The organism is Bradyrhizobium tunisiense (genome assembly GCF_042263385.1).
Lineage (GTDB): Bacteria > Pseudomonadota > Alphaproteobacteria > Rhizobiales > Xanthobacteraceae > Bradyrhizobium > Bradyrhizobium tunisiense.
In genome coordinates this window covers 169,582-182,203 of sequence record NZ_JBHLEV010000013.1, presented here as the reverse complement: position 1 = coordinate 182,203, position 12,622 = coordinate 169,582, and the positions used below count along the sequence as shown (strand labels likewise).

The 12,622-nt window shown below is 65.6% G+C and carries 14 protein-coding genes; 10 read left to right on the top strand and 4 right to left on the bottom strand.

All coding sequences use genetic code 11. The features are described from left to right. From ACFDR6_RS35330 to ACFDR6_RS35315, 4 genes are all read left to right on the top strand, one after another. Nucleotides 1-382 (top strand): chemotaxis protein CheW (locus ACFDR6_RS35330; RefSeq protein WP_375861172.1); only part of this gene is annotated, 382 nt, incomplete at its 5' end. Between the two features lie 71 nt (nucleotides 383-453). Next, nucleotides 454-819 carry a response regulator gene (locus ACFDR6_RS35325; RefSeq protein WP_007600538.1) on the top strand — a complete coding sequence of 122 codons (366 nt, stop codon included), beginning with the start codon at nucleotides 454-456 and terminating at the stop codon, nucleotides 817-819. Between the two features lie 75 nt (nucleotides 820-894). Next, a complete protein-coding gene (locus tag ACFDR6_RS35320) occupies nucleotides 895-2,085 on the top strand; it encodes a protein-glutamate methylesterase/protein-glutamine glutaminase (RefSeq protein WP_375861171.1) in 1,191 nt (396 codons plus the stop codon). Further along, nucleotides 2,082-2,954 (top strand): CheR family methyltransferase, encoded by an 873-nt coding sequence (locus ACFDR6_RS35315; protein WP_212092809.1) that lies wholly within the window; start codon nucleotides 2,082-2,084, stop codon nucleotides 2,952-2,954. The genes ACFDR6_RS35320 and ACFDR6_RS35315 overlap by 4 nt, the downstream gene beginning before the upstream one ends. Nucleotides 2,955-3,010: 56 nt before the next feature. On the opposite strand, the gene ACFDR6_RS35310 is transcribed toward ACFDR6_RS35315, so the two are convergent. The 4 genes from ACFDR6_RS35310 to ctrA all read right to left on the bottom strand — a co-directional run bounded on the left by ACFDR6_RS35310 (nucleotide 3,011) and on the right by ctrA (nucleotide 5,914). Beyond that, nucleotides 3,011-4,171 carry a glutathionylspermidine synthase family protein gene (locus ACFDR6_RS35310; protein WP_375861170.1) on the bottom strand — a complete coding sequence of 387 codons (1,161 nt, stop codon included), beginning with the start codon at nucleotides 4,169-4,171 and terminating at the stop codon, nucleotides 3,011-3,013. 2 nt (nucleotides 4,172-4,173) lie between these two features. Further along, nucleotides 4,174-4,569, bottom strand: coding sequence for a hypothetical protein (locus ACFDR6_RS35305; protein WP_375861169.1), 396 nt, complete (start codon nucleotides 4,567-4,569; stop codon nucleotides 4,174-4,176). Between the two features lies 1 nt (nucleotide 4,570). Continuing rightward, on the bottom strand, nucleotides 4,571-4,975 hold the full coding sequence (locus tag ACFDR6_RS35300) for a DUF350 domain-containing protein (protein WP_212092806.1): 405 nt from the start codon (nucleotides 4,973-4,975) through the stop codon (nucleotides 4,571-4,573). A 237-nt stretch (nucleotides 4,976-5,212) separates the two neighbouring features. Continuing rightward, complete coding sequence (gene ctrA / locus ACFDR6_RS35295) at nucleotides 5,213-5,914, bottom strand: response regulator transcription factor CtrA (RefSeq protein ID WP_008138878.1); 702 nt, start codon at nucleotides 5,912-5,914, stop codon at nucleotides 5,213-5,215. Between the two features lie 416 nt (nucleotides 5,915-6,330). Between ctrA and fliI the strand changes: the two genes are divergently transcribed. The 6 genes from fliI to ACFDR6_RS35265 all read left to right on the top strand — a co-directional run bounded on the left by fliI (nucleotide 6,331) and on the right by ACFDR6_RS35265 (nucleotide 12,536). Then, on the top strand, nucleotides 6,331-7,656 hold the full coding sequence (fliI, locus tag ACFDR6_RS35290) for a flagellar protein export ATPase FliI (RefSeq protein ID WP_212092805.1): 1,326 nt from the start codon (nucleotides 6,331-6,333) through the stop codon (nucleotides 7,654-7,656). 121 nt (nucleotides 7,657-7,777) lie between these two features. Then, nucleotides 7,778-8,197 carry a flagellar export protein FliJ gene (gene fliJ, locus ACFDR6_RS35285; RefSeq protein ID WP_008138882.1) on the top strand — a complete coding sequence of 140 codons (420 nt, stop codon included), beginning with the start codon at nucleotides 7,778-7,780 and terminating at the stop codon, nucleotides 8,195-8,197. A gap of 180 nt (nucleotides 8,198-8,377) precedes the next feature. Further along, nucleotides 8,378-8,923 (top strand): sigma-70 family RNA polymerase sigma factor, encoded by a 546-nt coding sequence (locus ACFDR6_RS35280; RefSeq protein WP_317240856.1) that lies wholly within the window; start codon nucleotides 8,378-8,380, stop codon nucleotides 8,921-8,923. 36 nt (nucleotides 8,924-8,959) lie between these two features. Continuing rightward, on the top strand, nucleotides 8,960-10,003 hold the full coding sequence (locus tag ACFDR6_RS35275; protein ID WP_375861168.1) for an anti-sigma factor: 1,044 nt from the start codon (nucleotides 8,960-8,962) through the stop codon (nucleotides 10,001-10,003). Between the two features lie 238 nt (nucleotides 10,004-10,241). After that, a complete protein-coding gene (locus ACFDR6_RS35270) occupies nucleotides 10,242-11,201 on the top strand; it encodes a helix-turn-helix transcriptional regulator (protein ID WP_317240854.1) in 960 nt (319 codons plus the stop codon). Nucleotides 11,202-11,318: 117 nt separating this feature from the next. Next, nucleotides 11,319-12,536 carry an NAD(P)/FAD-dependent oxidoreductase gene (locus ACFDR6_RS35265; RefSeq protein WP_375861167.1) on the top strand — a complete coding sequence of 406 codons (1,218 nt, stop codon included), beginning with the start codon at nucleotides 11,319-11,321 and terminating at the stop codon, nucleotides 12,534-12,536. The last annotated feature ends 86 nt before the right edge of the window (nucleotides 12,537-12,622 follow it).

Here is a 12,622-nt window from a genome sequence, read left to right as displayed (position 1 = left end):
GCGCGTCCAGGACGTGTTCATGCCCGAGCGCGTCACCCGCGTGCCCTTGTCCTCGCGCGAGATCGCCGGCGTCCTCAATCTGCGCGGCCGCATCGTCACCGTGGTCGACATGCGCGCCCGTCTCGGCCTGCCGCAGCCCGAGGACGGCAAGGTGCCGATGGCGGTCGGCGTCGATCTGCGCGGCGAATCCTACGGCCTGCTCATCGACCAGATCGGCGAGGTGCTGCGCCTGCCCGAGGCCGGCATGGAAGAGAACCCCGTCAACCTCGATCCCCGCATGGCCAAGCTCGCCGGCGGCGTCCACCGCCTCGACGGACAGCTCATGGTCGTCCTCGACGTCGATCGCGTCCTCGAGCTCGCGCCCGAGATGATGGCGGCCTGATACGGCGGCCTCGCCGCCGACGTGCCTGCAATTGGAAGTTCCCCCGCAAGGGGGAGGAAGCAGAGGTTCACATGCGAACTTGTCTCGTCGTTGATGATTCCAGCGTCATCCGCAAGGTTGCGCGCCGGATCCTGGAGGGCCTCGACTTCCAGATCCTCGAAGCCGAGGACGGTGAGAAGGCGCTGGAAGCCTGCAAGCGCGGCTTGCCCGATGCGGTGTTGCTCGACTGGAACATGCCCGTGATGGACGGCTACGAGTTCCTCGGCCATCTCAGGCGCATGCCCGGCGGTGACCAGCCCAAGGTCGTGTTCTGCACCACCGAGAACGATGTCGCGCATATCGCGCGCGCGCTGCATGCCGGCGCCAACGAGTACATCATGAAGCCGTTCGACAAGGACATCGTGACGGCGAAATTCCAGGAAGTCGGCCTTATCTGAGCGATCGGCCGGAGGCCGAACGAATCCTTCGGCGCCTGTTTTCAACTGTTTCCTTTCAGTCTGAGTTGGTGAGTAATGAGTGTTGCGTTCGCAGGCAATTCGACCACGACCGGCTCGCGCGAGGCGGGGCCGCTGCGGGTGATGATCGTCGACGATTCCGTCGTCATTCGCGGTCTGATCTCGCGCTGGGTCGGCGCCGAGCACGACATGGAAGTGGCGGCTTCGCTGCGCACCGGGCTCGAAGCGGTCAACCAGATCGAACGCATCAATCCTGACGTTGCCGTGCTCGACATCGAAATGCCCGAGCTCGACGGCATCTCGGCGCTGCCGCAGCTCCTGGCAAAGAAGCGCGATTTGATCATCATCATGGCCTCGACGCTGACCCGCCGCAACGCGGAGATCAGCTTCAAGGCGCTGTCGCTCGGCGCGGCCGATTATATTCCGAAGCCGGAATCGACGCGCGAGGCGTCGGCCGCGGACATCTTCCACCACGATTTGATCCAGAAGATCCGCCATCTCGGCGCGCGGCTGCGCAGGAAATCCGCGGTTGCAAGTCCGCCGCTGGCGCCTGCGAGCCCGGCTCCGGCCCCACGCAGTCCTGTCGCGCGGCCCGCCGCGCCCGCTCCGGCCGTGCCTGCTGCGTCGTCAGGGGCGCTCACCATGCGCCCGTTCTCCAATCAGGCACCCAAGGTGCTGCTGATCGGCTCCTCGACCGGCGGTCCGCAGGCGCTGATGTCGCTCGTCACCGAGCTCGGCCCGGTCATCGACCGCGTCCCGGTGCTGATCACCCAGCACATGCCGCCGACCTTCACGACCATTCTCGCCGAGCACCTGGCACGTTCGAGCCGCAAGCCCGCGGCCGAAGCCGTCGACGGCGAGCCGGTGAAGCCGGGACGGATTTATCTCGCGCCCGGCGGCAAGCACATGCGCGTCGCACGCAGCGGCGCGGACACCGTGATCGCGCTCGACGACGGCCCCGCCGTCAACTTCTGCAAGCCCGCAGTCGATCCGCTCTTCACCTCCGCGATCGACATCTGGCACGGCAGCATCCTCTCCGTGATCCTGACTGGCATGGGCTCGGACGGCATGCGCGGTGGCAAGGACATCGTTGCCGCCGGCGGCAGCGTCATCGCGCAGGACGAAGCCTCCAGCGTGGTCTGGGGCATGCCGGGCGCGGCGGCCAATGCCGGTATCTGCGCGGCGATCCTGCCGCTCAACCAGATCGGCGCCAAGGTCAACCGCCTGTTCGCGGGAGACCGCTCGTGACGCCGACCGACTACGACTATCTGCGCAAGTTCCTGAAAGAGCGCTCTGGCCTCGATCTGTCGCCCGACAAGCAATATCTGGTCGAAAGCCGACTCCTGCCGCTCGCGCGCAAGGCGAGCCTTCCCGGTATTCCCGATCTCGTGCTGAAGATCAGGAACGGCGACGGCCGGCTTGCCACCGACGTGGTCGAAGCGATGACCACCAACGAGACCTTCTTCTACCGCGACAAGATCCCGTTCGATCATTTGCGCGACACCATCCTGCCGGGCCTGATCAAGGCGCGCGCGGCGCGCAAGAGCTTGCGCATCTGGTCGGCGGCGTCCTCGACCGGGCAGGAGCCCTATTCGATCGCGATGTGCGTGAAGGAGATGGGCGCGGCCCTCGCCGGCTGGCGCATCGAGATCGTCGCCACCGACCTGTCGCAGGAGGTGCTGGAGAAGTCGAAGGCCGGCATCTACAGCCAGTTCGAGGTGCAGCGCGGCCTGCCGATCCAGCACCTGATGAAGTATTTCGCGCAGGTCGGCGAAGTCTGGCAGCTCAATGCCGACATTCGCGCGATGGTGCAGTTCCGCCAGCTCAATCTGTTGCAGGACTTCTCCCATCTCGGCACCTTCGACGTGATCTTCTGCCGCAACGTGCTGATCTATTTCGACCAGGATACCAAGGCGGTGATCTTCGAGCGGATGGCGAAGGGCCTGGAGGCCGACGGCACGCTGCTGCTCGGCGCGGCCGAATCCGTGGTCGGCATCACCGATGCGTTCCGACCCATCGCCGATCGCCGCGGTCTGTACCAGCTCAACCCCGCGCGCTCCGGCCGCCCCATGGGCGGCTTGATGCCGCCGTCTTTGAAGATCGCCGCGGCCAAGTGAAATGCTTCCGTCATTACGGGCTCGCTCGCTTCGCGAGCGTCCCGGAATGACAAGCCTCACAAAATCGCATGCGGCAGAAACCGCGAGCGGTTGCCCGTGATCGGGCTCTCGTCCTCGCGGATCGACAATCCGCACGGCTCGTGGTTCACCAGCCAGCTTCCAATCACCGGATAGAAGCCCGAAAAATTCGGCAGCGGTGCCAGCGCCTGCCGCAGGAAACCTTCGGCGCCGTAGGGGCCTGCCTGCTCGTCGAGCGGCATGCCGCCGGACACGATCGTGACGTTGGCGCCTTCGCGCGACAGCAGCGGCTTGCGCACATAGGACGTGCCGAGCTCGGCGGCGCGCGGATCGTCCTCGAAGAAGGCCGGCAGCAGATGGGGATGGTTCGGAAACATCTCCCACAGCAGCGGCAAAATGCCTTTGTTGGAGAGCACCGCCTTCCACGGCGGCTCGATCCAGCGCGTCGGCGCGTCCTTGAGCTTGGCGCCGAAGGCGTCGTGGAACATCCATTCCCAGGGATAGAGCTTGAAGGCGAGCGCGATGTCGCCATCGTCGAGATCGACGAAACAGCCGGGCTCATCGCGCCAGCCGACCTGTTCGATGTCGAGCAGCCTGGTGGAGAGCCCGGCCTGGCGCGCGGTGTCTTCGAGATAAGCGAGCGTGCCGGCGTCCTCCTGATTGCCGATGATGCCGGTGAGATGGACGGGGCGGCCGCCGGCAACCTCCTTCCATGCCGCGATCAGCCGCTCATGGATGGAGTTGAACTGATCGGCACGCGAGGGGATGACGCGGCGTTCGATCGCCTGTTCGAGCCAGGTCCATTGGAAGACGGCCGCCTCGAACAGCGAGGTCGGCGTATCCGCGTTATATTCGAGCAGCTTTGCCGGACCTTTGCCATCGTAACTGAGATCGAGCCGGCCATAGAGACTGCGGTCGTCGCGCTTCCAGCTCTCGGCGATTAGGCTCCAGAACGCTTCCGGAATCTGCAAGCGGCGCAGGTGGCGCTCGTCACTGACGACGCGGCCGGCAAGCTCCAGGCACATCGCCTCGATCTCGCCGGTCGGTGTCTCGATGCCGCGCTCGATCTCCTCGAGCGTGAAGCCGTAATAGGCGCGTTCGTCCCAATAGCGTTCGCCGTCGATGGTGTGGAAGACGAAGCCGCATTGCGCCGCGGTCTCTCGCCAGTCGTCGCGCTCGAGGCAGGTGATGCGCTGCATGGTCAGCCGCCGCCCGAGAAGCCATGGCCGAACGAGCCGAAGCCGCCGCGGCTCACGCTGCTGTGGCCGGAATCGGACGACGTTGCCGACGAGGAATGGGACGAAGAATCGCTGCTGAAGAAGCTCGATCGCGACGACCAGCGCGAACTGCTGCCGCCTGACGAACTGCTGCTGCTGCTGCTGCTCGTGCAGGTCGTGGTCGTCTGCCCCGGCAGTGCGCCCGGCGTGGGCTCGCAAGTCTGCCGCGGCATCAGGGTGTAGGCGGTGGTGCCGACCGCGAGCGTGCCCATCACCAGCAGGGCGACATGGCCGGATCGCTTCACCGGCGGACGCGAAGCCGGCGGCTCAGCCACCAGCCGGCGCTTGCCGAACTCCTTCTTGGTCGGTTTGTCGGCCATCTCAGTAGATCATGCTGGCGGCGTTGAGCAGCCCGGCGGCGAGCGAGGACAGGCCGAGCCAGATTGCCGGCGCAAGCTCGCCGGCGGCGATCCGTGCCGACAGGTTCGGCACCGGCACGCGCACCAGGAAGAACACGATGACTTGCACGACCAGCGCGATCGTCGCCCAGATCAGGCAATCCAGCACGTTGGCCGAATGGGCGATCGCGCTGACCAGCGGGGCCACGAAGCCGAGCAGGCTCAGCCCGAGCGCAATCGCCGCGGCCGGCTCGTTGTCACGGATGAGCTGGAATTCGTTATGCGCGGTGATGCGGGTATAGACGAACAAATAGGCCACGACCGCGATCAGCCCGGTGCAGAAATAGACCAGGAAGGCAGGCAGGCCGGCGAGTGATTGCAGGATCATCGTTCCCCCATCGTGCAGCGACCATTCGTCGGCGGGGGAAGGATAGCGGTTCAAATATTAGAGAGGGATGAAGTCGCACCAGCGCGGCCGCCGCGCCTGACACTTGGCCAGGGGCAGTCGCATGGAGCGGTACAATTCGGGGCAGAAGACATCCCCAAAAAACAAAACCCCGCCATTTGCGGCGGGGTCCAGGCTGGGAGGAGCGAGCCTGACAAGGCTCGCGACGTAAACCCAGGATCAGGCGGGAATGCGCTCTTCGTGCTCGTGCGGCTCGCGCAGCACGTAGCCGCGGCCCCACACGGTCTCGATGAAGTTGCGGCCTTCGGAGGCATTGGCGAGCTTCTTGCGGAGCTTGCAGATGAAGACGTCGATGATCTTCAGCTCGGGCTCGTCCATGCCGCCATAGAGGTGGTTGAGGAACATTTCCTTGGTGAGGGTCGTGCCTTTGCGGAGCGAGAGCAGCTCCAGCATCTGATATTCCTTGCCGGTCAGATGCACGCGCTGGCCGCCGACTTCCACCGTCTTGGTGTCGAGGTTGACGACGAGGTCGCCGGTCTGGATGACCGACTGGGCGTGACCCTTGGAGCGGCGCACGATCGCGTGGATGCGGGCAACCAGCTCGTCCTTGTGGAAGGGCTTGGTCATGTAGTCGTCGGCGCCGACGCCGAGACCCTTGACCTTGTCCTCGATGCCGGCGAGGCCGGAGAGGATCAGGATCGGTGTCTTGATCTTGGAGACCCGAAGCTGCTTGAGCACGTCGTAGCCGGACATGTCGGGCAGGTTGAGGTCGAGAAGGATAATGTCGTAATCGTATAATTTACCGAGATCGACGCCTTCTTCCCCCAAATCGGTCGTGTAGACGTTGAAGCTCTCAGACTTCAACATCAGCTCGATCGACTGCGCGACGGCGCTGTCATCTTCAATCAGCAAAACGCGCATGCCAGTTCCCCATAGTCGCCGCTCCTGGGCGTCAGGTCGGCCGCATTCGCGGCACTCAACAAAACGCCTTTGAACAACTGATTCGGATCCTGACAACAGATGGTTAACAAACTCTGATTCTGGAACGCAAGTCCCCCCGGTGCAATTTTTGTCGAATCGCCCTAAGGTCTTGCGCGTGAAGCAGCTTTCGTCACCCAGCTCCGTTCAAGTTCCACTTTAAGAGACGGGCCTAACCGACTCCCGCGACTCAGCCTTCTTCTGAAGGGGAGTCACGCTCAGTCACAAAGACAGTGACGCAATGATTAATGATGCGGGTAAACACGAAGTTAAGCTCCGTTCAGAAATATGGCGAAACTTAAGGTTTTCACCGTGAAGTCCCGGATGTCCAAGCCGCGCACCTTAATGAGGGCCCCCCGATGAAGGCTTTGGCCGAGCAGATCGGCGACATCGACGGCATCAATATTTACGGACGCGTGGTCGGCGTGCGCGGCCTGATGGTCGAGGTGGCCGGTCCCATTCACGCGATGTCGGTCGGCGCGCGGCTCGTGATCGAGACCGGCGCCAACCGCAGCATTCCTTGCGAGGTGATCGGCTTCTCCGGCAACAACGCTGTCGTGATGCCGTTCGCCGGCCTCGACGGCGTGCGCCGCGGCTGCAAGGCCGTCATCGCCAATGCCGCCAACCAGGTGCGGCCGTCAGCGGCCTGGCTCGGCCGCGTCATCAATGCGCTGGGCGAGCCGATCGACGGCAAGGGGCCGTTGCCGCAAGGCTCCTCGCCGATGCCGTTCCGCAATACGCCGCCGCCGGCGCATTCGCGCAAGCGTGTAGGTAGCCCGCTCGATCTCGGCGTGCGCGCGATGAACACCTTCCTCACCTGCTGCCGCGGCCAGCGCATGGGCATCTTCGCAGGCTCCGGCGTCGGCAAATCGGTGCTGCTCTCGATGCTGGCGCGCAACGTCGATGCCGCGGTCAGCGTCATCGGGCTGATCGGCGAACGCGGCCGCGAGGTGCAGGAGTTCCTGCAGGACGATCTCGGCGAGGAGGGCCTGGCGCGTTCGGTCGTGATCGTCGCGACTTCCGACGAGCCGGCGCTGATGCGCCGCCAGGCCGCCTATCTGACGCTCGCGGTCGCCGAATATTTTCGCGACGAGAATAAGGACGTGCTCTGCCTGATGGATTCGGTGACGCGCTTTGCGATGGCCCAGCGCGAGATCGGCCTCTCCGCCGGGGAGCCGCCGACGGCCAAGGGCTACACGCCGACCGTGTTCACCGAGCTGCCGAAACTCCTGGAGCGGGCCGGGCCGGGCTTAGGGGAGGGCGCCATCACCGCGATCTTCACGGTTCTGGTCGACGGCGACGACCATAACGAGCCGATCGCGGATGCGGTCCGCGGCATCCTGGACGGCCACATCGTGATGCAGCGCTCGATCGCCGAACGCGGCCGTTATCCCGCGATCAATATCCTCAAATCCGTCTCCCGTACCATGCCGAAATCGGCCGATCCGCAATTCTGGCCCGTCATCCAGAAGGCGCGGGCGGTGATGGCGACCTATGCCGACATGGAGGAATTGATCCGTCTCGGCGCCTACCGGGCCGGCTCCAGCCCCGAAGTCGACGAGGCGATCCGCCTGCACGAGCCGCTGGAGGCCTTCCTGCGCCAGCGCAAGGACGAAAATGCATCACTGGCGGACGGCTACCGCCAGTTGGCGCAAATCCTCGGCGATTTGGAAACGGAACGCTAACTTTGTCCCGTCATCATCCCATCCCACAGAGTAGCAGAGCCGGTCTGGGCCCCCATCGGGCCCGTGGGGTGACCGGTATCGTCCCACGTGCAGCGGGGGGACTTCTGGGGAGTACGAGTCGATGAAGTCACGAGATACCCTCATTCGCCTGAAGAAGTTTCAGGTCGACGAAAAGCGCCGCCGGGTCACCCAGATCGAGACCATGATCGCCGACTTCCAGCGGATGTCGACCGATCTCGAGCGCGAGATCACGACCGAGCAGGAACGTGCCGGGATCAACGATCCCTCGCACTTTGCCTATCCGACCTATGCCAAGGCGGCGATCCAGCGCCGCGAGAACCTGACCCGCTCGGCCGACGAGCTCAAGGGCCAGCTCGACGAAGCCAAGGCTGCGCTGGCCGAGGCCTTCGAGGAGCTGAAGAAGGTCGAGCTGCTAGACGAGCGCGACCAGGCCCGCGAACGTGCCGAGGAGAATGCCCGCGAGCAGGCCGATCTCGACAGCATCGGTCTGATGCGCGCCCGCATCGGCGCCGTCGCCTGAGCCGCTAGCAGCCAAATCGCGTTGGAATTTGCCAGGCCCGGACCGCAAGGTCCGGGTTTTTCGTATGTGCTGTCCACAGCGTGGCACCGCACCCCTTGGTGGTCGGCTTTGCCGCGCGCTATGGTGGTGCGGTGCTGGGGCTTTCGCGGAATGCGACGGGCCTGCGTGTCGGGGGGCTGAATGCTGACGCCAGCAGAGCTGGTCGGGTTGATTGAGGCGGTGGCAAAGGGCGATCAGGCCGCGTTCGAGCGCCTCTACGCCGCCACACGCGCGAAACTCTTTGGCGTCGTGCTCCGTATCTTGCGCCGACAGGATCTCGCAGAGGAGGTCATTCAGGAGACCTACGTCAAGATCTGGAACAGCGCGGGCCGGTTCGATCCGGCCCTGTCGTCGCCGATCACGTGGATGGCCTCGATCGCGCGCAACAGTGCGATCGACATCGTGCGCAAGAAGTCGGAGGTCTCCATCGAGGAAGAGCCTCAGGCGATGGAGGTGGCGGCCGACAGTCCCGATCCGCTGGCGCGCCGGGAGATGACCGAAGAGTTGAAGCGGCTCCTGGAGTGCATCGGCCGGCTCGAGCCGGACCGTCAGCGGCTCGTGCTTCTCGCCTATTACAACGGCTGGAGCCGCGAGCAATTGGCGGAGAAATTCTCAGCTCCCGTCAACACGGTGAAGACGTGGCTCCGGCGCAGCATGTTGGATATCCGGGAATGCCTCGGATTGTGAGGGCTTGATGACGAGGACGGTTCTGGACTGCAATTGATGGCTTACTCGGAGGACCATATCGCGCTCGCCGCGGAATATGCGCTCGGCACCCTCGATGCCGATGAGCGCGCGCAGGTCGAGACCATGATGGCTGTGGACGAGGCGTTCGCCGGCATCGTGCAGGGCTGGGCCTTCCGGCTCGGCGCGCTCAACCAGATGGTCGGCTCGGTGGAGCCGCGTCCGATCGTGTGGGAGAACATCAGGTCCGAGATCGCGCGCACGGCGCCTGCGCAGCAGCCGCCTGGTCCGGCCGACATCGCGCCGCCACCAATTCCGCCGATCGAAACTGCGCCGCCGGAAGCGCCGTCGGAGCAGCCACCACAACCGCAGCCTCCCGAAGCAGGGCAGCCCGAGCCGATACGTTCCGGGTCCGATGCGATTCCTGACATCGCGCCCGTTTTCATGCCGCAGGTCCACGCACCCGATCCCGAGGTCGTCCGGACGCCGCAAGCTCCAATCGCCGACGACACCAACGTGATCCGTCTCGAAAGCCGAGTGAAGCGCTGGCGCAACATCGCATCCGCCGTCGGCGCGCTTGCGGCTGCGCTGCTCGTGACGTTGTCGCTACAGATACTCAATCCCGACGCGCTGCCGGGCCCACTGCGTTCGCCGCCGCGCATCCAGACGGTGGAAGTGAAGACGCCGGTGCCGGCGCTCACCCCCTCCGCGCAGTATGTTGCCTTGCTGCAGGGCCAGGGTGGCGGCCCCGCCTTCATCCTCACCATCGACGGCGCGACGCGGAATTTCACGGTGCGCAAGGTCGGCGCGACGCCGGAGCCCGGCAAGAGCTTCGAGCTCTGGCTGATCTCCGACAAGCTGCCGCGTCCGCGCTCGCTCGGCGTGATCAGCTCCGGCGATTTCACCGCGCGGCCGCTGCTCGCCTCCTATGATGCCGAGGTCGTCAACGGCGCGACCTACGCCGTCACCGTCGAGCAGGCCGGCGGCTCGCCGAGCGGCCAGCCGACCTCGTCCCCGGTGTTCTCCGGCAGGCTGATCGAGACCGTGCCGCCGTCCCAGCCGCAGGCGCCCGCCCAAAAGTAATTCCGCAGCCCGGATGAGCGACAGCGATATCCGGGGCGTCTGTTCCCGCATGTCGCTTTCGCTCATGCGGGCTACGGGGTCCAATTGTCGCCGCGGTCCATTCCGCCGTCGCATCCCGACAAGTCGCGCCAAATCCGCCCCCGATTTGAACCTCCCGGCCTTTCGCGGCGTCAAATCCCCGGAATTTGAAGTCGCAGCGCCACCGTCCGCGCCGCCGGAAGAGGTCGAGAAGAATCAGATGGATGCAGTGAAGCCTCCCGGCATCTTCATTCACCAGTACACCGGCCTGCCCCACGGCCCGGCGTTCGAGCAGTGGCGCGAGCGGGCCTTCGGCCCCTGCGGCCTCGATATCGGGCCGAGCCATGGCGACAGCATCGATTGCCGGCTCCAGGTCAGCGTGGTCGACAACATCGTACTCGCCATTCCCGAAGGCGCCTCCGCGCAATATTCCCGCACCCAGAGCCACCTCGCCGACGGCAGCGACGACCTCGTCCTGATCGCCGCCCATGCGGGCCACGTCCGCGTCGGGCAGAACGGCCACACCGTGGATCTTGCGCCCGCGCAGATGGTGCTCGTCGACATGGCTATCACGGGCACCGTCGGCCACACCGACGAAAACCGCTTCACCAGCATCCGCATGCCGCGCCGCGCGCTGCTCGACATCAATCCGCGCGCCGAGGACAAGCTGTCGCAAGTGCTCGTCGACGGCGCGGTCGCCGAGACCGTCTTGCGCTACCATGCGCTCGCCGCCCATCACGCGCCGCATCTCGACGCGGTGGGCCAGCGCCTGACGGCGCAGCACATGGTCGATCTCGTCGGCCTGCTGCTCGGCACCGATGCCGAGCACGCAAGCCTCGCGCGCGGACGCGGCCATGCGGCGGCCCGTCTCGACCTCATGCGCGCCGACGTGATGGCCGCGCTCGGCCGCAACGATCTCTGCCTGTCCGAGATCGCGACGCGCTCGGGCCTCAGCCCGCGCCAGGCGCAGCGCCTGTTCGAGCAGGCCGGCACGACCTTTACCGAATTCGTGCTGGAGCAGCGCCTCTTGCACGCGCGCAAGCTGCTCGGCGATCCCCGCGCCAGGACACGCAAGATCAGCGACATCGCGCATTCCTCCGGCTTTTCCGATCTGTCCTATTTCAACCGCGCCTTCCGCAAGCGCTTTGGCGCGACGCCCTCGGAACTGCGCGAGACGTAAGCTCGCGACGTTGTGCAGCGGCGCGGCGGTGGTGCAGTTGGTCGATGCGGGCTATTGAGCTATATTCGTCCGCGCGGGCGGACCGCGGGATTGCTTTGGAAAGTGTAGTAGGCGGACATGGCGCGTATCGTCGTGCTCGGCGCCGGCTTTGCAGGCCTGTGGGCAGCCATCGGCGCCGCGCGCAAGCGCGACGAGATCGGCGCGAACGGCGTCATCGAGATCCGTCTCGTCGACCGCAACCCCTATCACAACATCCGCGTCCGCAACTATGAAGCCGATCTCGATGAGGTTGCGCTGCCGCTGGCGCAACTGCTCGATCCGATCGGTATCAGCCACGGTATCGGCGAGGTCGAGGCTATCGACCCGGCCCGGCGAAAAATCTCGCTGGTCACGGCCGGCGGCGAGGAGATGCTGCACTACGACCGCCTCGTGCTGGCGCTCGGCAGTGAGGTGATGCGTCCCGACATTCCCGGTCTTGCCGAGCACGCCTTCGACGTCGACACCTATGCCGCGGCGCTCCGCCTCGACGATCATCTCGTTTCGCTCGGCCGCAGCGCGCCCTCGCCGGGGCGTTCGACGGTGGTGGTGGTCGGCGCCGGCTTCACCGGCATCGAGGTTGCGGCTGAGATGCCCGCGAGGCTCGCGCGTGCCGGCATCAGGGGCAGCCGCCGCATCATCCTGGTCGATCCCAATCCAGCGGTCGGCGCCACCATTGGAGTGCATGCGCAACCCGTCATCGAGACGGCCTTGGCCGCGCTGGAGGTCGAGACGCGGCTCGGGGTGCGCGTGGTGTCGGTCGAGGCCGCGGGCATGCACCTGAGCTCGGGCGAGTTCATTCCGGCGCAAACCGTGATCTGGTGCGCCGGAATGCGTGCGAGCCCCCTGGCGGCGAGCTTTCCGGAGGCGCGCGATCGCCTCGGGCGTCTCCTCGTCGATCCGTTCATGCGGGTCGCGGATGTCGGCGGTGTGTTCGCGGCCGGCGATGTCGCCTCGAGCGTGGTCGACGGGTTGCATCCGACCGTGATGTCCTGCCAGTTCGCGCGGCCCATGGGCCGCTTCGCCGGTCACAACGTGGTCGCCGATCTCGCCGGCTTGCCGATGCTGCCGCTGCGGATCGACTGGTACGTCACCGTGCTCGATCTCGGCGGCTGGGGCGCGCTCTATACCGAAGGCTGGGATCGCGAGGTGCGCGCCACCGGCGCGGCCGCGAAGGCGACCAAGCAGATCATCAACCGCAAGCGCATCTATCCGCCGCTCACCGGGAGCAGGGAAGAGCTGTTTGCGGCGGCCGCGCCGATCGTGCAGGCACCGCCGCCGAGCTATGGCGCGCGGTAGTCTCGCTGCTCCCCTACCAGCCCTTGCGTTGCCCGACGGGCAAAACACGCGAGCCCTAGGTCAACGCACGCCGCAAAAAATATTCC